A 19811-nucleotide genomic window follows, 5' to 3' on the forward strand; every position below is an offset into this window, starting at 1 on the left:
GCCAATAATTGCATCCGATGAAGCGAAGAGGTGAATATGAAGAGGTCATCTATGCGTCAGTTTTACGTGCAGTACTTTACCGCGACAGAAAGATTGTCCTGGTTGGCTTGCCTGAGCGCACCGCAGCGCTTAAAGATGCTTGAAGAACTGATGCAGTGGGAGGTGACAGCCTGACCTCGGATTTCCGAATTGCAGACATCATGTGTGACTGAGTATTGGTGTTAATCGCCGCGCCAGCAGGTATTATCTGCTGGCTTTTTTCTTTTCCATTGCGCTGATAAAGGATGGTTATGCTCTGGTTAATGACGATGGGACGACGTCTCAATGGCGTTTACGCGGCGTTTATGCTGGTCGCTTTTATGATGGGTGTTGCCGGAGCGCTACAGGCGCCGACCCTCAGCCTGTTTCTCAGTCGTGAGGTAGGTGCGCAACCTTTCTGGGTTGGGCTGTTTTATACCATCAACGCCATTGCCGGGATTGGCGTCAGTCTTACGCTGGCAAAACGTTCTGACAACCAGGGCGATCGTCGCAAGCTCATTATGTTTTGTTGCCTGATGGCGATTGGCAACGCGATGCTGTTTGCCTTTAATCGTCACTATTTAACCCTCATCACCTGCGGCGTGCTGCTCGCGTCGCTGGCAAATACGGCGATGCCGCAACTGTTCGCTCTGGCGCGAGAATATGCCGACAGCTCGGCGCGTGAAGTGGTGATGTTTAGTTCAGTGATGCGTGCGCAGCTCTCGCTGGCGTGGGTGATTGGCCCGCCGCTGGCATTTATGCTGGCGCTCAATTATGGCTTCACGGTGATGTTTTCAATTGCCGCGGCGATTTTTGCGGTAAGTTTTCTATTGATTGCTTTTATGCTGCCATCCGTCGCCCGCGTGGAGCAACCGGCGGATGTCCCGGTCAGTCAGGTGAGCGGCTGGCAGGATAAAAACGTCCGTATGCTGTTTATCGCTTCCACGCTGATGTGGACCTGCAACACCATGTACATTATCGATATGCCGTTATGGATCAGCACTGAACTCGGGTTACCGGATAAGCTTGCCGGGATCCTGATGGGGACAGCGGCAGGGCTGGAAATCCCGGCGATGATCGTCGCGGGTTACTACGTGAAGCATTTCGGCAAGCGCCGGATGATGGTGACAGCCGTTGCGGCTGGCGTGTTGTTTTACCTGGGGCTGATTTTCTTTCATAGCCATACGGCGCTGCTTATCCTGCAACTGTTCAATGCCGTGTTTATTGGAATTATTGCCGGGATTGGCATGCTCTGGTTCCAGGATTTGATGCCGGGAAGGGCGGGTTCGGCGACAACGCTTTTTACTAACAGTATTTCGACGGGCGTGATTTTAGCCGGGGTGATTCAGGGAGCGGTCGCGCAAAGCTACGGTCACTTTGCGGTGTACTGGGTGATCGCGGCAATTTCTGTGGTGACGCTGGTGATGACCGGGCGGGTGAAAGACGTTTGATGGATTGCAGGATGGCGGCTAACGCCTTATCCGACCTACAGAAATCCGTAGGCCGGATAAGCGCAGCGCATCCGGCATTGCGGGTTTAGCGCATAAACGCCGGTTGTTTCTCTTCATATGCCGCAATGGCATTTTCATGCTGCAACGTCAACCCAATGCTGTCCAGACCGTTCAGCATGCAGTGGCGGCGGAAGTCGTCGATCTTAAAGCTGTAAGACTTATCACCGGCTTTTACCACCTGCGCTTCCAGATCCACTTCAAAGTGAATTCCCGGATTTGCCTGCACCAGCGTAAACAGCTCATCCACTTCATCATCGCTCAGTTTCACCGGCAGTAACTGGTTGTTAAAGCTGTTGCCGTAGAAAATGTCCGCGAAGCTCGGCGCTATCACCACTTTGAAGCCGTAGTCGGTCAGCGCCCACGGCGCGTGCTCACGTGAAGAGCCACAGCCAAAGTTTTCCCGCGCCAGCAGAATCGACGCGCCTTTATATTCTGGGAAATTCAGCACGAATTCCGGATTGGGTTGCTGGCCTTTTTCGTCCAGGAAGCGCCAGTCGTTAAACAGATGAGCGCCAAAACCGGTACGGGTGACCTTCTGCAAAAACTGCTTCGGAATAATGGCGTCTGTATCGACGTTGGCGGCATCCAGCGGGACAACCAGGCCTTTATGTTGGGTAAATTTTTCTGCCATGGTGGTCTCCTTATTTGATGCTGCGAATGTCGGCAAAATGACCGCTAACGGCGGCAGCGGCGGCCATCGCCGGGCTGACCAGATGGGTTCGTCCACCGCGGCCCTGACGGCCCTCAAAGTTACGGTTGCTGGTGGAGGCGCAACGCTCGCCCGGATTCAGTCGATCGTTGTTCATGGCCAGACACATAGAGCAACCTGGTAAACGCCACTCGAATCCGGCTTCAATAAAGATCTTATCCAGACCTTCTGCTTCAGCCTGCGCTTTCACCGGACCGGAGCCCGGCACCACCAGCGCCTGAACGCCAGGTGCGACCTTACGCCCTTTGGCAACTTCTGCGGCGGCGCGTAAATCTTCAATACGTGAATTGGTGCAGGAACCGATAAACACTTTGTCGATCGCCACTTCGGTTAATGGAATGCCTGGTTTCAGGCCCATATAGGCTAAGGCTTTTTCGGCGCTGGCACGCTCAACGGGATCGGTAAATGAGGCCGGATCGGGAATATTGTCAGTCACGGAGATAACCTGGCCTGGGTTGGTGCCCCAGGTCACCTGCGGCGCAATCTCTTCTGCCTGTAACGTCACCACGGTATCAAAGATGGCGCCATCATCGGTTTTTAAGGTTTTCCAGTACGCCACGGCATCGTCAAAATTGTTGCCTTTCGGCGCGTGCAGACGGCCTTTCACATAGTTGAAGGTTGTCTCATCCGGTGCGACCAGTCCCGCTTTCGCGCCCATCTCAATAGCCATATTGCACAGGGTCATGCGGCCTTCCATGCTCAGCGCACGGATAGCATCGCCGCAAAATTCGACGACGTGACCGGTGCCGCCCGCGCTACCGGTTTTGCCAATGATCGCCAGCACGATGTCTTTCGCGGTGATCCCCGGCGCGGCGGTGCCGTTGACTTCAATCTTCATGGTTTTCGCGCGGCCCTGTTTCAGGGTCTGGGTCGCCAGTACGTGTTCCACTTCCGATGTGCCAATACCGAACGCCAGCGCGCCGAACGCGCCGTGGGTCGCCGTATGCGAGTCGCCGCAGACAATGGTCATTCCCGGCAGGGTGATGCCTTGTTCCGGCCCCATGACGTGAACAATCCCCTGATACGGATGGTTCAGATCGTACAGTTCGACGCCAAATTCATTGCAGTTTTTGATCAGTTCCTGCATCTGGATACGTGCCATTTCGCCAGAGGCGTTGATGTCTTTAGTCTGCGTGGAGACGTTGTGATCCATCGTGGCAAAGGTTTTACCCGGCTGGCGAACCGGACGACCGTGCGCTCGCAGGCCGTCAAACGCCTGCGGAGACGTTACTTCATGCACCAGATGCCGGTCGATATACAGCAGCGGAGTTTCGTTTTGCGCTTCATAGACGACGTGAGCATCAAACAATTTTTCGTATAACGTTTTCGCCATGATTACACCCCTTCTGCGACATAACGGGCAATAATGTCGCCCATCTCATCGGTACTGACTGCGGCAGCGCCACGGGCCAAATCACCGGTGCGGATACCTTCTTCTAATGCGCGGTTAACGGCGCTTTCAATGGCGGAGGCCGCATCTTCGGCATCCAGGCTGTAGCGCAGCAGCAGCGCCAGCGACAAAATTTGCGCAATCGGGTTCGCAATATTCTTGCCGGCGATATCCGGCGCGGAGCCACCCGCCGGTTCATACAGCCCAAAACCTTGTTCATTCAGGCTGGCGGAAGGCAGCATCCCCATGGAGCCGGTGATCATCGCGCACTCGTCCGACAGAATGTCGCCAAACAGGTTGGAACACAGCAAAACGTCAAACTGCGAGGGATCTTTAATTAACTGCATGGTGGCGTTGTCGATATACATGTGCGCCAGCTCAACGTCCGGGTATTCCTGGGCGATTTCATTGACGATCTGCCGCCATAAAATAGAGGATTGCAGAACGTTCGCTTTGTCGATGGAGGTCACTTTACGGCGGCGCTTACGTGCCGACTCAAACGCGATGCGTGCAATTCGTTCAATTTCGAAACGGTGATACACCTCGGTATCAAATGCTTTTTCATACTGGCCGCTGCCTTCGCGCCCTTTAGGCTGACCGAAGTAGATCCCACCGGTCAGTTCACGGACGCACAGGATGTCGAAACCGTTCGCGGCAATGTCGGCGCGCAGCGGGCAGAACGCTTCCAGCCCTTGATACAGTTTTGCCGGGCGCAGGTTGCTGAACAGTTTGAAATGCTTACGCAGTGGCAACAGCGCCCCGCGTTCTGGTTGACTGTCCGGCGGCAAATGTTCCCATTTGGGGCCGCCCACGGAGCCAAACAGCACGGCATCGGCGTGTTCACAGCCTTCAACTGTCGCCGGAGGCAGCGGCTGACCGTGATTGTCGATCGCCGCACCGCCCACATCGTACTGACTGGTGGTAATGCGCATGTTAAATCGGTTGCGAATCGCTTCCAGGACCTTCAGGGCTTGCGCCATCACTTCCGGTCCAATACCGTCACCCGGCAAAACAGCAATATGGTAATTCTTCGACATCACACGGTTTCCTTGTTGTTCTCGTTGTTCTGAGCTTTGCGTTGCAATTCTTTTTCGACTTCTTCGGCGCGCCAGATGTTGTTCAGTACGTGAACCATCGCTTTGGCGGAGGATTCCACAATATCGGTCGCCAGACCGACGCCGTGGAAGCGACGTCCGTTGTAGTTAGCAACGATATCCACCTGACCCAGCGCGTCTTTACCATGTCCTTTTGCGGACAGGCCATATTTCACCAGTTCAATGTTGTAATCCGTAATGCGGTTGATGGCCTGGTAAATTGCGTCGACCGGTCCATTGCCGTTGGCGGCTTCAGCTTTGACGTCACTGCCGCAGGCCAGTTTGACGGAGGCGGTGGCGATATCGTTGGAGCCGGACTGGACGCTGAAGTAATCCAGACGGAAATGTTCGGGCTCTTCCTGCTGTTTGTTAATAAATGCCAGCGCTTCCAGGTCATAATCAAACACCTGGCCTTTTTTATCCGCCAGCTTCAGGAAGGCGTCGTACAGGTTGTCCAGGTTGTATTCACTTTCTTTATAGCCCATCTCATCCATACGATGTTTCACCGCAGCACGCCCGGAGCGGGAGGTCAGGTTCAGTTGTACCTGATTCAGACCGATGGATTCTGGCGTCATGATTTCGTAGTTTTCGCGGTTCTTCAGCACGCCGTCCTGGTGAATACCGGAGGAGTGGGCAAAGGCGCCGCTACCGACAATCGCTTTGTTCGCAGGGATCGGCATATTGCAGATCTGGCTGACTAACTGGCTGGTGCGCCAGATCTCCTGGTGATTGATGCGGGTGTTAACGTTCAGGATGTCCTGGCGCACTTTGATCGCCATAATCACTTCTTCCAGTGAACAGTTACCGGCACGCTCACCAATACCGTTCATCGCGCCTTCGACCTGACGCGCACCGGCATGCACGGCCGCCAGCGCGTTGCCGACACCCAGACCTAAGTCGTCATGGGTATGGACGGAAATAATCGCTTTATCAATGTTTGGGACGCGCTCATACAGACCTGAGATGATACCCGCGAACTCGAAGGGCATGGTGTAGCCAACGGTGTCCGGGATGTTGATGGTTTTTGCGCCGGCATTAATCGCGGCTTCTACCACACGTGCCAGATCGGCGATGGGGGTGCGACCCGCGTCTTCGCAAGAGAACTCAACGTCGTCGGTATAATTTCGGGCGCGTTTCACCATATAGACAGCGCGTTCAATGACTTCATCCAGCGTGCTGCGTAACTTGGTGGCGATATGCATGGGGGAGGTGGCAATAAAAGTATGGATCCGGAATGCTTCAGCAACTTTTAACGATTCTGCCGCGACGTCGATATCTTTTTCCACACAGCGGGCCAACGCACAGACGCGGCTGTTTTTGACCTGGCGGGCAATGGTCTGTACTGACTCAAAGTCACCGGGAGAAGAGACCGGGAACCCGACCTCCATTACGTCTACACCCATACGCTCAAGGGCCAGCGCAATCTGCAGTTTTTCTTTTACACTCAGGCTTGCCTGTAATGCCTGTTCCCCGTCGCGTAAAGTAGTATCAAAAATAATGACTTGCTGGCTCATGGTTTAGGTCCTTGGTCTTTAGGGCGCCTTGCATCGAGCATAAAAAAACCCGCGCAATGGCGCGGGTTTTTTTATCTAACTGGATGCTGACTTAATGCTGAATGCCGCTCACCAGTCTACCGCGCAACGAAGATGCGTTTAGTAGTAGTAGACCGTTAAAGCGAGCGATACGAATCATTAAAATCAACTCCAGGCGAATGCGATATGCTTTTAGTGGTACTGGATACGCAGGCTGATGTCAACCCCATGCTTTGAAATCACCCTCATGGGCTGAGCGAAAAAGACAGGTGTTTTTAGCTTATTGTGCTGAATCATTCCACCTGTTCCATATAAAAACATGATGACTGTTTCTGGTATTTCATTATTTGACATAATTTAACATCTTTCCCTTGCCATTAGCGACAGGGCTTCAATCTGCGCCATGAGCGTAATACTTTTATTATCTGTATGATTTAAATGAGATTGTCATTTTTGTGAATTAGTGAATATAGATGTAGATGATACTAGTGATTAACTAATGTTAAGTGGTGATGTATAAATGATATAAATATTCAATAAAAATTTTGGCTATTATTGGCTCGGTATATGATTGTCTATTTGTTGTGCTTATGTTTATATTGCAATCGTCATTAAAACTTTAGGATTAAACGTGCTGTGAGGGTCGTCACATTACGCTGCCGCCAGTTTTTTACACATTTCGTCTGGCACCTTTATGTTTTCTTAAATTCAATTGCTACTCTTTTTCTTGTTTTATATACATGGTAAATCATATTTCTTGAGATTATTTCTCTGCGTTCCAGCAAGAAAAGGGAGTTCAGTGTGACAGTGGAGTTAATCAGTATGTCAGAAGTCAATGTAGATAAGCCTACCTCCCATCATTTAGAGATGGAAAAACCGCAGCTTCGTATGGTCGATCTTAATTTATTGACAGTGTTTGATGCAGTCATGCAGGAGCAGAACATTACTCGTGCTGCACACGTGCTTGGGATGTCTCAACCCGCCGTCAGTAACGCGGTTGCGCGTCTTAAAGTGATGTTCAATGACGAATTATTTGTCCGTTATGGGCGAGGGATTCAGCCCACAGCCCGGGCTTATCAGCTGTTTGGATCGGTTCGCCAGGCGCTACAATTAGTGCAGAATGAATTACCGGGTTCGGGTTTTGAACCTGCAAGCAGTGAGCGCGTATTTCATTTATGTGTGTGTAGTCCGCTGGATAACGATTTGACTTCGTTAATCTATAATAGCGTTGAGAAAATCGCGCCCAATATTCACGTTGTATTTAAATCATCGTTAAATAAAAATATCGAGCACCAATTACGTTATCAGGAGACGGAGTTCGTCATTAGTTATGAAGAGTTTCGCCGTCCCGAATTTACCAGTGTTCCCTTGTTTAATGATGAAATGGTGCTGGTAGCCAGTCGTAAACATCCACGTATTAATGGTCCGTTACTGGAAAGCGATGTTTATAATGAGCAACATGCTGTTGTCTCACTCGACCGCTTCGCTTCATTCAGCCAGCCATGGTACGACACGCCAGATACACAAGCGTGTATAGCTTATCAGGGAATGGCATTAATCAGCGTTCTCAATGTTGTTTCACAGACGCATTTAGTGGCGATTGCCCCACGCTGGCTGGCAGACGAATTCGCGACTTCTCTGGATTTACAGGTATTACCTTTACCTTTAAAACTTAATAGCAGAACCTGTTATCTCTCCTGGCATGAGGCCGCTGGTCGGGATAAAGGACATCAATGGATGGAAGAGTTATTAGTCTCCGTCTGCAAGCGTTAAGTATCGATGAAATAAACCGGATGGAAACATCTGGTTTATTCTTTTTATATTCAATTTTATGAAATTTTATGCTGAATTGCTGTTGCGGCTATTCGCTTCTTATTCGTAAAAAATTGATGATTCGCTGTAAGTTCTCATTTTCAGACAATTAATTATCGACGAGTGGGTCAAACTCAGTGTAATTCGCCGTTTCTTCGCCTCCGCCTTCTCATTTGTTCTTATTTTCCGGCATAGTCCGCCTCTTCTCTGAATTGCCTGCATCCTGGTGAGCGGTTAATGTGTTTTATACATCGTTATTCGTCATTCAGTGAGGCAAGCCATGGAGATGTTATCTGGAGCCGAGATGGTCGTTCGATCGCTTATCGATCAGGGCGTTAAGCAGGTATTCGGTTATCCCGGGGGCGCAGTCCTCGATATTTATGATGCGTTGCATACCGTTGGCGGTATCGATCACATACTGGTTCGCCATGAACAGGCCGCCGTGCATATGGCTGATGGTCTGGCGCGTGCGACCGGTGAGGTGGGCGTTGTGTTGGTAACCTCCGGGCCGGGCGCAACTAATGCGATCACTGGCATTGCGACCGCCTATATGGATTCAATCCCGCTTGTGATTCTGTCGGGGCAGGTTGCGACGTCACTGATAGGTTATGACGCCTTTCAGGAGTGCGACATGGTGGGGATTTCCCGCCCGGTTGTGAAACACAGCTTTCTGGTTAAGCAGACTGAAGATATTCCGCAGGTTCTGAAAAAGGCCTTCTGGCTGGCGGCAAGCGGCCGTCCGGGACCGGTGGTCGTGGATCTGCCAAAGGACATTCTCAATCCAGGCAAAAAATTGCCTTATTCCTGGCCGGAATCGGTCAGTATGCGCTCTTATAATCCAACCACGACGGGCCATAAAGGACAGATAAAACGCGCCCTGCAAACCCTGGTTGCCGCAAAAAAACCGGTTGTTTATGTCGGCGGCGGGGCGGTGACGGCGGGTTGTCATGAACAACTGCGTCAGACTATCGAAACACTTAATCTTCCGGTGGTTTCCTCGCTGATGGGGTTGGGCGCATTTCCCGCCACCCATCGCCAGTCATTGGGAATGTTGGGGATGCATGGCACTTATGAAGCCAACATGACAATGCATAACGCTGACGTGATTTTTGCTGTTGGCGTGCGCTTTGACGATCGCACAACGAATAATCTGGCTAAGTACTGCCCCAATGCGACGGTGTTGCATATCGATATCGACCCTACCTCCATCTCTAAAACGGTGACCGCGGATATCCCTATTGTCGGTGATGCTCGTCTGGTTCTGGATCAGATGCTGGAGTTGTTGCCGCAGGAAACAGCTCAGCAACCGCTGGATGATATTCGTGACTGGTGGCAGCAGATTGAGCACTGGCGCGCTCGTCAGTGTCTGAAATATGACACCCATAGCGAGAATATCAAACCGCAGGCAGTGATCGAGACAATCTGGCGTTTGACCCACGGTGACGCTTACGTGACGTCGGATGTGGGACAGCATCAGATGTTTGCCGCACTTTATTATCCATTCGATAAGCCTCGTCGTTGGATTAACTCCGGTGGGCTTGGCACGATGGGCTTTGGCCTGCCTGCAGCGTTGGGGGTGAAAATGGCGCTGCCGGATGAAACGGTCGTTTGCGTGACGGGGGATGGAAGTATTCAGATGAACATTCAGGAACTCTCAACGGCATTGCAATATGAACTGCCGGTGCTGGTGCTGAACCTCAACAACCGCTATCTCGGGATGGTGAAACAGTGGCAGGACATGATCTATTCCGGCCGTCATTCTCAATCCTATATGCAGTCGTTGCCTGACTTCGTTCGTCTGGCGGAAGCCTACGGGCATGTGGGTATTCAGATATCCCATCCCGATGAGCTGGAAAGTCAATTGCGTGAGGCACTGGAGCAAGTGCAAAAAGGTCGTCTGGTGTTTGTCGATGTCACTGTCGATGGCAGCGAACACGTTTATCCCATGCAGATTCGCGGTGGTGGGATGGATGAAATGTGGTTAAGTAAAACGGAGAGGACCTGATTATGCGCCGGATATTATCAGTATTGCTGGAGAACGAATCCGGTGCGCTGTCGCGCGTGATCGGCCTCTTTGCTCAGCGCGGTTATAACATCGAGAGCCTGACCGTTGCGCCAACGGACGATCCGACGCTGTCACGCATGACCATCCAGACAGTGGGCGATGAAAAAGTGCTGGAGCAGATTGAAAAGCAACTGCACAAACTGGTGGACGTACTGCGGGTGAGCGAACTTGGCCACGGCGCTCACGTCGAGCGCGAAATTATGCTGGTGAAGATCCAGGCCAGTGGATATGGGCGCGAAGAGGTGAAACGCAATACGGAAATTTTCCGTGGACAGATCATCGACGTCACGCCGACGCTTTATACCGTCCAACTGGCAGGGACCAGCGACAAGCTGGACGCGTTTCTGGCGACCTTGCGTGAGGTTGCCAAAATTGTTGAAGTGGCCCGTTCCGGTGTCGTAGGGCTTTCCCGTGGCGACAAAATAATGCGCTAATATGCAGGGCGTAACCCGGCCTGTGCGCGATCTCGCGGCAACAGGTTGGGTTTTTTTGCGAAACTCGTGGTGACCCACAATAAAAGCGGTTGCCGCAGTGACTATTCTGCGTTTAGATGTTACCGGTTTTAATCCATGCCGTTACAATGGTTATGGTTTGTACATTTTACGCAAGGGGCAATTGTGAAACTGGATGAAATCGCTCGGCTGGCGGGTGTCTCGCGGACGACAGCAAGCTACGTGATAAACGGAAAAGCGAAGCAATATCGCGTGAGCGACAAGACTGTCGAAAAAGTCATGGCGGTGGTACGTGAGCATAATTACCACCCGAATGCTGTGGCTGCCGGGCTTCGTGCTGGACGCACACGTTCTATCGGTCTGGTGATCCCGGATCTGGAGAACACGAGCTATACCCGCATTGCGAATTATCTTGAGCGTCAGGCGCGTCAACGTGGTTATCAGTTGTTGATTGCCTGTTCTGAAGATCAGCCAGATAACGAAATGCGTTGTATTGAACACCTTTTACAACGTCAGGTGGATGCCATTATTGTTTCCACTTCACTGCCGCCCGAGCATCCGTTCTATCAACGTTGGGCCAATGACTCTTTCCCCATTGTGGCGCTGGATCGCGCGTTAGACCGCGAGCATTTCACCAGCGTCGTCGGTGCCGATCAGGACGATGCCGAAATGCTGGCGGCAGAATTACGCAAGTTCCCGGCTGACACCGTACTTTATCTGGGGGCGTTGCCGGAGTTATCCGTGAGTTTCTTGCGTGAGCAAGGCTTCCGTACCGCCTGGAAAGATGACCCACGCGAAGTACATTTCTTGTATGCCAACAGCTATGAACGCGAAGCCGCGGCGCAGCTCTTTGAAAAATGGCTGGAAACGAATCCGATGCCGCAAGCTTTGTTCACCACGTCGTTCGCACTGCTGCAGGGCGTAATGGATGTGACGCTGCGCCGGGAGGGTAAGCTGCCTTCCGATCTGGCCATTGCCACCTTTGGTGACAACGAACTGCTGGATTTCCTGCAATGCCCGGTACTTGCGGTGGCACAGCGCCATCGCGATGTGGCTGAGCGTGTGCTGGAGATCGTCCTTGCAAGTCTGGATGAGCCGCGTAAGCCAAAACCGGGCTTAACACGCATAAAACGTAATCTGTATCGTCGGGGCGTATTGAGCCGCTCCTGGTAAATTTCCGAATTCTGCGCCAGAAGGCGGGTCTTTTGGCGCAGCTAAATTCCACCTCTCTACAATACCCTCATCAGAATTAAGATTATTCCTTAGATTTATCTCAATACTACTGAAATAAGGCTTTTTAAACGAAACAGCCAGCGCCTCTGTTATTGATCGCTCATGACAGGTTAGGTTTGTATTATTTTGTTACAGGCTTGTCTTGAATTGCCGAATTAACAAACACTTTTCTCCTTGTGCCGTGAAACTCTCTGCTGGCTTGTCGGCACGCTGGATTTTGCAGACATAAACGGGGCTGTATTCGTGATGCAATATGTCCTAAAATGCCGCTCGCGTCGCAAACTGACACTTTATATTTTCTTTCGAGAATATTTAATCGTTTTAAAACGGTGAAGAGTTTTGAGCATTTTTTCTTACAACTATTCATGACGTTAATTTGCTTCGCTCGTTGGACGGAATTTAATCAACGCTGATATTAGCCGTAAACATTGGGTTTTTTACTCTGGTAAGCGTTGTGACTCGCTTGACAAGCTTTTCCTCCGCTCCGTAAACTCCTTTAAGTGGGAATTTGTGGGGCAAAGTGGTAATGAGGGGGGAGACTGGCATGTTCCGGGGGGCAACGTTAGTCAATCTCGACAGTAAAGGGCGCTTGTCTGTGCCTACCCGTTACCGGGATCAACTGATCGAGAGCGCTACCGGTCAAATGGTGTGTACCATTGACATCCATCACCCGTGCCTGCTGCTTTACCCCCTGCCTGAATGGGAAATTATCGAGCAAAAATTATCGCGTCTGTCGAGCATGAACCCGGTAGAGCGCCGCGTACAGCGCTTGCTGTTGGGGCATGCCAGCGAATGTCAGATGGACAGCGCCGGGCGCTTGCTGGTCGCGCCTGTCCTTCGGCAACATGCCGGGCTGACGAAAGAAGTGATGCTGGTTGGACAGTTCAATAAGTTTGAGCTGTGGGATGAAACGACCTGGTATCAACAGGTCAAGGAAGATATCGACGCAGAGCAGAGCGCGTCCGAAACGTTGTCGGAACGCCTGCAGGACTTGTCTCTATAAGATGATGGAAAATTTTAAACATACCACGGTGCTACTGGACGAGGCCGTAAACGGTCTGAACATTCGTCCTGATGGTATCTACATTGATGGGACCTTTGGTCGCGGTGGTCACTCGCGTCTTATTCTCTCGCAGCTCGGCGAAGAGGGACGTTTGCTGGCAATCGATCGCGATCCGCAGGCGATCGCTGTCGCCCGGACTATCAATGATCCGCGCTTCTCCATCATTCATGGACCTTTCTCCGCGCTGGCTGACTATGTCGGCGAGCGTGAACTTACTGGCAAGATCGACGGGATTCTTCTCGATCTTGGCGTCTCCTCACCGCAGCTTGACGATGCTGAACGCGGTTTCTCCTTTATGCGCGACGGCCCGCTGGATATGCGTATGGATCCCACGCGCGGTCAGTCAGCCGCAGAATGGCTGCAAACTGCAGAAGAAGCCGATATCGCCTGGGTACTGAAAACCTTTGGCGAAGAACGCTTTGCTAAGCGTATTGCCCGCGCCATCGTTGAGCGCAACCGCGAACAGCCCATGACCCGCACCAAAGAGCTGGCGGAAGTGGTCGCTGCGGCAACCCCGGTGAAAGACAAATTCAAACATCCCGCGACCCGTACCTTCCAGGCGGTGCGCATATGGGTAAACAGTGAACTGGAGGAGATAGAGCAGGCGCTAAAAAGCTCGCTCAGCGTACTGGCCCCGGGGGGGCGGCTTTCCATCATCAGTTTCCACTCGCTTGAAGACCGTATTGTAAAGCGCTTTATGCGTGAGCAAAGCCGCGGTCCGCAGGTCCCGGCGGGATTACCAATGACAGAACAGCAGCTCAAAAAATTAGGTGGCCGTGAGTTACGAGCATTAGGCAAGTTGATGCCGGGTGAAGAAGAGGTTGCAGAGAATCCTCGTGCCCGTAGTTCAGTTCTGCGTATCGCAGAGAGGACGAACGCATGATCAGCAGAGTGACAGAAGCCCTAAGCAAAGTGAAAGGATCGATTGGAAGCAACGAGCGCCATGCTTTGCCTGGCGTGATCGGTGACGATCTATTGCGATTTGGGAAACTGCCACTCTGCCTGTTCATTTGCATCATTGTGACGGCGGTGACGGTGGTAACAACCACGCACCATACGCGGTTACTGACCGCGCAACGCGAACAACTGGTTCTGGAGCGTGATGCGCTGGATATCGAGTGGCGCAACCTGATCCTTGAAGAGAATGCGCTCGGGGATCATAGCCGGGTGGAACGGATCGCAACGGAGAAGCTGCAAATGCAGCATGTTGATCCCTCACAAGAAAATATCGTAGTGCAAAAATAAGGATAAACGCGACGCATGAAAGCAGCGGCAAAAACGCTAAAACCAAAACGTCAGGAAGAACAGGCCAACTTTGTCAGTTGGCGTTTTGCGTTGCTGTGCGGCTGCATTTTACTGGCGCTGGGTTTCCTGCTGGGCCGGGTCGCCTGGTTGCAGATTATTGCACCGGACATGCTGGTGCGTCAGGGCGACATGCGTTCGCTGCGTGTGCAGGAAGTGGCGACCTCGCGTGGAATGATTACCGATCGTTCGGGACGTCCGTTGGCGGTCAGCGTACCGGTTAAAGCGATTTGGGCAGACCCGAAAGAAGTGCATGACGCAGGCGGTGTGAGTGTGGGCGATCGCTGGAGAGCGCTCTCCACTGCGCTAAACATTCCTCTTGATCAACTGGCTGCCCGCATCAATGCCAACCCGAAAGGACGTTTTATCTATCTGGCGCGTCAGTTAAATCCGGACATGGCGGATTACATTAAAAAGCTGAAGCTGCCGGGGATTCATCTGCGCGAAGAATCGCGCCGTTACTACCCTTCAGGCGAAGTAACCGCTCACCTCATTGGCTTTACCAACGTTGATAGCCAGGGTATCGAAGGCGTTGAGAAGAGCTTTGATAAATGGCTCACCGGCCAGCCGGGTGAACGTATCGTGCGTAAAGACCGCTATGGTCGCGTTATCGAGGATATTTCTTCCACCGATAGCCAGGCGGCGCACAACCTCGCGTTGAGTATTGACGAACGTCTGCAGGCGCTGGTTTATCGTGAACTGAACAATGCCGTCGCCTTTAACAAAGCGGAATCCGGAAGCGCGGTTCTGGTAGATGTGAATACCGGTGAAGTGTTGGCGATGGCGAACAGCCCTTCCTACAACCCGAACAACCTGAGCGGAACGCCGAAAGACGCGATGCGTAACCGCACCATTACCGACGTTTTTGAGCCGGGTTCCACCGTCAAACCAATGGTGGTGATGACCGCGCTGCAGCGCGGCGTGGTGCGCGAAAATACCGTCCTCAATACCGTTCCTTATCGAATTAACGGTCACGAAATCAAAGACGTGGCGCGCTACAGCGAATTGACCCTGACCGGGGTTTTACAGAAGTCGAGTAACGTCGGTGTTTCTAAGCTGGCGTTAGCGATGCCGTCCTCAGCGTTAGTAGATACTTACTCACGTTTTGGGCTAGGAAAAGCGACCAATTTGGGGTTGGTCGGAGAACGCAGTGGCTTATATCCTCAAAAACAACGGTGGTCTGACATAGAGAGGGCCACCTTCTCTTTCGGCTACGGGCTAATGGTAACCCCGTTACAGTTAGCGCGTGTCTACGCAACAATTGGCAGCTATGGCGTTTATCGTCCGCTGTCGATAACCAAAGTGGATCCACCGGTTCCCGGTGAACGTATTTTCCCGGAAGCAACGGTTCGAACCGTGGTGCACATGATGGAAAGCGTCGCGCTGCCGGGCGGTGGCGGCGTGAAAGCGGCAATCAAAGGCTATCGCATCGCCATTAAAACCGGTACGGCGAAAAAAGTGGGCCCAGACGGGCGCTACATCAACAAATATATTGCTTATACCGCAGGCGTTGCGCCTGCGAGTCAGCCGCGCTTCGCGCTGGTTGTTGTTATCAACGATCCGCAGGCGGGTAAATACTACGGCGGCGCCGTTTCCGCACCGGTGTTTGGTGCCATCATGGGCGGCGTACTGCGCACCATGAACATTGAACCGGATGCGCTGGCAACGGGCGAAAAAAGTGAATTCGTAATTAATCAAGGCGAGGGAACAGGTGGCAGATCGTAATTTGCGCGACCTTCTTGCTCCGTGGGTATCAGGTTTACCCGCGCGAGAACTGCGAGAGATGACACTCGACAGCCGTGTGGCTGCATCGGGCGATCTCTTTGTGGCAGTGGTGGGTCATCAGGCGGACGGGCGTCGATATATCCCGCAGGCGATAGCGCAAGGTGTGGCTGCCATTATTGCAGAGGCTAAAGATGAGGCAACCGACGGCGAAGTGCGTGAAATGCACGGTGTCCCGGTTATCTATCTCAGCCAGCTTAACGAACGTTTATCGGCACTGGCGGGCCGCTTTTATCACGAGCCATCTGACAAAATGCGTCTGATCGGTGTGACCGGCACTAACGGGAAAACCACCACCACTCAACTGCTGGCGCAATGGAGCCAACTGCTCGGTGAAACCAGCGCAGTGATGGGAACGGTAGGCAACGGCCTGCTCGGTAAAGTGATCCCAACGGAAAATACCACCGGCTCGGCCGTTGACGTACAGCAGGTGCTGGCGGGACTGGCCGATCAGGGCGCGACATTATGTGCGATGGAAGTCTCTTCCCACGGTCTGGTGCAGCATCGCGTGGCAGCGCTGAAATTTGCTGCCTCGGTGTTTACCAATTTAAGCCGTGATCATCTGGATTATCACGGCGACATGGAGCATTACGAAGCGGCGAAATGGCTGCTTTTCTCCACGCACCATTGTGGTCAGGCGATTATCAATGCCGACGACGAAGTCGGTCGCCGTTGGCTGGCAAATCTGCCGGATGCGGTTGCCGTCTCAATGGAAGATCATATCAACCCTAACTGTCACGGTCGCTGGCTGAAGGCGGTTGAGGTGAACTATCACGACAGCGGCGCGACCATTCGTTTTGCGTCCAGTTGGGGTGAAGGTGAAATTGAAAGCCGCCTGATGGGGGCGTTTAACGTCAGTAACCTGTTACTGGCGCTGGCAACGCTGCTGGCGCTCGGATATCCGCTGGCTGATTTGCTGAAAACCGCTGCGCGTTTGCAGCCGGTTTGCGGTCGCATGGAAGTTTTTAGCGCGCCGGGTAAAACCACCGTGGTGGTTGATTACGCTCATACTCCTGATGCGCTGGAAAAAGCGTTGCAGGCGGCGCGTCTGCACTGCACCGGACAACTCTGGTGCGTCTTCGGTTGCGGCGGCGATCGCGATAAAGGTAAGCGCCCACTGATGGGGGCGATTGCTGAAGAGTTTGCTGATGTCGTGGTTGTGACGGACGACAACCCGCGCACGGAAGAACCTCGCGCCATTATCGACGACATTCTGGCGGGGATGATTGATGCGGGTCGGGCGAAAGTGATGGAAGGCCGGGCCGAAGCGGTAACCAATGCCATTATGCAGGCGAAAGCGAACGACGTTGTACTGGTGGCGGGTAAAGGCCACGAGGATTATCAGATTGTCGGCTCGCAGCGTCTTGACTATTCAGACCGTGTCACCGCAGCGCGTCTGCTGGGGGTTATCGCATGATTAGCGTAACGCTCAGCCAACTCGCCGAAATTCTCGGTGGGGAACTGAAAGGAAACGATCTGACGCTGGATGCGGTCACCACGGATACGCGTAAGTTGACGCCGGGCTGCCTGTTTGTGGCGCTGAAAGGTGAGCGATTTGATGCTCACGATTTTGTCGAGCAGGCAAAAGCGGGCGGGGCGGGCGCACTGCTGGTTAGTCGTCCGCTGGCTATCGATTTGCCGCAGGTGATTGTGAAAGACACCCGTCTGGCATTCGGCGAACTGGCCGCGTGGGTTCGCGCTCAGGTTCCGGCGCGCGTAGTGGCGCTCACCGGATCGTCGGGTAAAACCTCGGTAAAAGAGATGACGGCGGCGATCCTCAGCCAGTGTGGCAAAACGCTCTACACCGCGGGAAATCTTAACAACGATATCGGCGTGCCGATGACGCTGTTGCGCTTAACTCGTGATGATGACTTTGCCGTCATTGAACTGGGTGCCAATCATCAAGGGGAAATCGCCTGGACTGTTAGCCTGACGCGCCCGGAAGCGGCGCTGGTTAATAACCTGGCGGCGGCGCATCTGGAAGGTTTCGGCTCTCTGGCGGGAGTGGCGAAAGCGAAAGGTGAGATTTATACCGGGTTGCCTGAAAACGGCATCGCCATTATGAATGCTGACAATAATGACTGGCTGAACTGGCAAGGCATTATTGGCGATCGCAAGGTCTGGCGCTTTTCACCTAACGCTGCCAACAGTGATTTCACGGCGACCAACGTGCATGTGACCTCGCACGGCACCGAGTTTTCGTTACAGACGCCAGGCGGAAGCATTGATGTAGTGCTGCCCTTGCCGGGGCGTCACAATATTGCTAATGCGCTGGCGGCTGCCGCGCTGTCGATGGCGGTTGGCGCGACGCCAGAAGCCATTAAAAACGGTCTTGCGAACTTGAAAGCGGTACCGGGGCGGCTGTTCCCGATTCAGTTGACAGAAAACCAACTGCTGCTGGATGACTCCTATAACGCCAACGTCGGTTCAATGACCGCCGCAGTTCAGGTGTTGTCTGAAATGCCGGGCTACCGGGTACTGGTGGTCGGTGATATGGCCGAACTGGGAACGGAAAGTGAAGCCTGCCATGTACAGGTGGGTGAAGCGGCAAAAGCGGCAGGGATCAACGGTGTACTGAGTGTCGGGAAACTGAGCAAAGCAATCAGCGACGCGAGCGGCGTCGGCGAACATTTCGTGGATAAAACCGCATTGATTGCCCGTCTTAAGACACTGATCGCAGAGCAACAGATTATGACTATTTTAGTGAAGGGTTCACGTAGTGCCGCCATGGAAGAGGTAGTACGCGCATTACAGGAGAAAGGATCATGTTAGTTTGGCTGGCCGAACATTTGGTCAAATATTATTCCGGCTTTAACGTCTTTTCCTATCTGACGTTTCGCGCCATTGTCAGCCTGCTGACCGCGTTGTTCATCTCCTTGTGGATGGGCCCGCGCATGATCGCCCGCTTACAAAAGCTCTCTTTTGGTCAGGTCGTGCGTAACGACGGCCCGGAGTCTCATTTCAGCAAGCGCGGCACGCCGACGATGGGTGGGATCATGATCCTCACGGCAATCGTTATTTCCGTTTTGCTGTGGGCCTATCCGTCAAACCCGTACGTCTGGTGCGTGCTGGTGGTACTGATTGGTTACGGCATTATCGGCTTCGTCGATGACTATCGCAAAGTAGTTCGTAAAGACACTAAGGGGCTTATCGCACGCTGGAAATACTTCTGGATGTCGGTCATTGCGCTGGGTGTTGCTTTTGCGCTGTATCTCGCCGGGAAAGACACGCCGGCTACCGAACTGGTGGTGCCGTTCTTCAAAGATGTCATGCCGCAACTGGGGCTGTTCTATGTGCTGTTGGCCTACTTCGTGATTGTCGGTACCGGCAATGCGGTAAACCTGACCGATGGCCTGGACGGTCTGGCAATCATGCCCACCGTTTTTGTGGCGGCAGGTTTTGCGCTGGTCGCATGGGCGACCGGTAACATGAATTTTGCCAGCTACTTGCATATTCCCTATTTACGCCATGCCGGTGAACTGGTGATCGTCTGTACGGCGATTGTGGGCGCGGGATTAGGCTTCCTGTGGTTTAACACCTATCCGGCGCAGGTCTTCATGGGCGATGTCGGGTCGCTGGCGCTGGGTGGCGCGCTCGGTATTATCGCCGTATTGCTGCGCCAGGAGTTCCTGCTGGTGATCATGGGCGGTGTATTTGTGGTGGAAACCCTGTCGGTCATTCTTCAGGTCGGCTCCTTCAAGCTGCGCGGTCAGCGCATCTTCCGTATGGCGCCAATTCATCACCACTATGAACTGAAAGGTTGGCCGGAACCGCGCGTGATTGTGCGTTTCTGGATTATTTCGCTGATGCTGGTCCTGATTGGTCTGGCAACGCTGAAGGTACGTTAA

Annotated in this window: 19 protein-coding genes; 13 read left to right on the top strand and 6 right to left on the bottom strand. The window is 52.9% G+C overall.

The window, feature by feature from the left end:
* Window positions 1-51: 51 nt before the first annotated feature.
* Window positions 52-174 carry a glucose uptake inhibitor SgrT gene (sgrT, locus tag WB371_RS02160; RefSeq protein WP_336218479.1) on the top strand — a complete coding sequence of 41 codons (123 nt, stop codon included), beginning with the start codon at window positions 52-54 and terminating at the stop codon, window positions 172-174.
* Between the two features lie 116 nt (window positions 175-290).
* Window positions 291-1469 (top strand): sugar efflux transporter, encoded by a 1179-nt coding sequence (locus WB371_RS02165; RefSeq protein ID WP_336218480.1) that lies wholly within the window; start codon window positions 291-293, stop codon window positions 1467-1469.
* Between the two features lie 85 nt (window positions 1470-1554).
* On the opposite strand, the gene leuD is transcribed toward WB371_RS02165, so the two are convergent.
* From leuD to WB371_RS02195, 6 genes are all read right to left on the bottom strand, one after another.
* Window positions 1555-2160 carry a 3-isopropylmalate dehydratase small subunit gene (gene leuD, locus WB371_RS02170; protein WP_336218481.1) on the bottom strand — a complete coding sequence of 202 codons (606 nt, stop codon included), beginning with the start codon at window positions 2158-2160 and terminating at the stop codon, window positions 1555-1557.
* A gap of 10 nt (window positions 2161-2170) precedes the next feature.
* Window positions 2171-3571, bottom strand: a complete 1401-nt coding sequence (leuC, locus tag WB371_RS02175; protein WP_336218482.1) for a 3-isopropylmalate dehydratase large subunit — start codon at window positions 3569-3571, stop codon at window positions 2171-2173.
* 2 nt (window positions 3572-3573) lie between these two features.
* Window positions 3574-4665 (bottom strand): 3-isopropylmalate dehydrogenase, encoded by a 1092-nt coding sequence (gene leuB / locus WB371_RS02180; RefSeq protein WP_336218483.1) that lies wholly within the window; start codon window positions 4663-4665, stop codon window positions 3574-3576.
* Window positions 4665-6236, bottom strand: a complete 1572-nt coding sequence (gene leuA, locus WB371_RS02185) for a 2-isopropylmalate synthase (protein ID WP_336218484.1) — start codon at window positions 6234-6236, stop codon at window positions 4665-4667. Before leuA ends, leuB begins: the two co-directional genes overlap by 1 nt.
* Before the next feature lie 91 nt (window positions 6237-6327).
* On the bottom strand, window positions 6328-6414 hold the full coding sequence (leuL, locus tag WB371_RS02190) for a leu operon leader peptide (RefSeq protein ID WP_042323878.1): 87 nt from the start codon (window positions 6412-6414) through the stop codon (window positions 6328-6330).
* 32 nt (window positions 6415-6446) lie between these two features.
* Entirely contained in the window at window positions 6447-6608 is a 162-nt protein-coding gene (locus WB371_RS02195; RefSeq protein WP_336218485.1) for a hypothetical protein, read from the bottom strand.
* A 468-nt stretch (window positions 6609-7076) separates the two neighbouring features.
* Between WB371_RS02195 and leuO the strand changes: the two genes are divergently transcribed.
* From leuO to mraY, 11 genes are all read left to right on the top strand, one after another.
* Entirely contained in the window at window positions 7077-8027 is a 951-nt protein-coding gene (leuO, locus tag WB371_RS02200) for a transcriptional regulator LeuO (RefSeq protein WP_336218486.1), read from the top strand.
* A gap of 319 nt (window positions 8028-8346) precedes the next feature.
* Window positions 8347-10071: an acetolactate synthase 3 large subunit gene (gene ilvI, locus WB371_RS02205; RefSeq protein ID WP_336218487.1), complete on the top strand. Its 1725-nt coding sequence runs from the start codon at window positions 8347-8349 to the stop codon at window positions 10069-10071.
* A gap of 2 nt (window positions 10072-10073) precedes the next feature.
* Window positions 10074-10565, top strand: a complete 492-nt coding sequence (gene ilvN, locus WB371_RS02210) for an acetolactate synthase small subunit (protein WP_336218488.1) — start codon at window positions 10074-10076, stop codon at window positions 10563-10565.
* A 183-nt stretch (window positions 10566-10748) separates the two neighbouring features.
* Complete coding sequence (gene cra / locus WB371_RS02215) at window positions 10749-11756, top strand: catabolite repressor/activator (protein ID WP_336218489.1); 1008 nt, start codon at window positions 10749-10751, stop codon at window positions 11754-11756.
* A gap of 604 nt (window positions 11757-12360) precedes the next feature.
* On the top strand, window positions 12361-12819 hold the full coding sequence (gene mraZ / locus WB371_RS02220; protein WP_336218490.1) for a division/cell wall cluster transcriptional repressor MraZ: 459 nt from the start codon (window positions 12361-12363) through the stop codon (window positions 12817-12819).
* A 1-nt stretch (window position 12820) separates the two neighbouring features.
* The gene (gene rsmH / locus WB371_RS02225; RefSeq protein ID WP_336218491.1) at window positions 12821-13762 is read left to right on the top strand and encodes a 16S rRNA (cytosine(1402)-N(4))-methyltransferase RsmH; all 942 of its coding nucleotides are present in this window, start codon (window positions 12821-12823) and stop codon (window positions 13760-13762) included.
* On the top strand, window positions 13759-14124 hold the full coding sequence (ftsL, locus tag WB371_RS02230; protein WP_336218492.1) for a cell division protein FtsL: 366 nt from the start codon (window positions 13759-13761) through the stop codon (window positions 14122-14124). Before rsmH ends, ftsL begins: the two co-directional genes overlap by 4 nt.
* Window positions 14125-14139: 15 nt before the next feature.
* A complete protein-coding gene (ftsI, locus tag WB371_RS02235) occupies window positions 14140-15906 on the top strand; it encodes a peptidoglycan glycosyltransferase FtsI (protein ID WP_336218493.1) in 1767 nt (588 codons plus the stop codon).
* A complete protein-coding gene (gene murE, locus WB371_RS02240; RefSeq protein WP_336218494.1) occupies window positions 15893-17380 on the top strand; it encodes a UDP-N-acetylmuramoyl-L-alanyl-D-glutamate--2,6-diaminopimelate ligase in 1488 nt (495 codons plus the stop codon). Before ftsI ends, murE begins: the two co-directional genes overlap by 14 nt.
* Window positions 17377-18735: a UDP-N-acetylmuramoyl-tripeptide--D-alanyl-D-alanine ligase gene (gene murF / locus WB371_RS02245; RefSeq protein WP_336218495.1), complete on the top strand. Its 1359-nt coding sequence runs from the start codon at window positions 17377-17379 to the stop codon at window positions 18733-18735. The genes murE and murF overlap by 4 nt, the downstream gene beginning before the upstream one ends.
* The gene (gene mraY / locus WB371_RS02250) at window positions 18729-19811 is read left to right on the top strand and encodes a phospho-N-acetylmuramoyl-pentapeptide-transferase (RefSeq protein ID WP_336218496.1); all 1083 of its coding nucleotides are present in this window, start codon (window positions 18729-18731) and stop codon (window positions 19809-19811) included. The genes murF and mraY overlap by 7 nt, the downstream gene beginning before the upstream one ends.

The organism is Citrobacter amalonaticus (genome assembly GCF_037053465.1).
In the GTDB taxonomy this organism is placed as follows: Bacteria; Pseudomonadota; Gammaproteobacteria; order Enterobacterales; family Enterobacteriaceae; genus Citrobacter_A; species Citrobacter_A amalonaticus_H.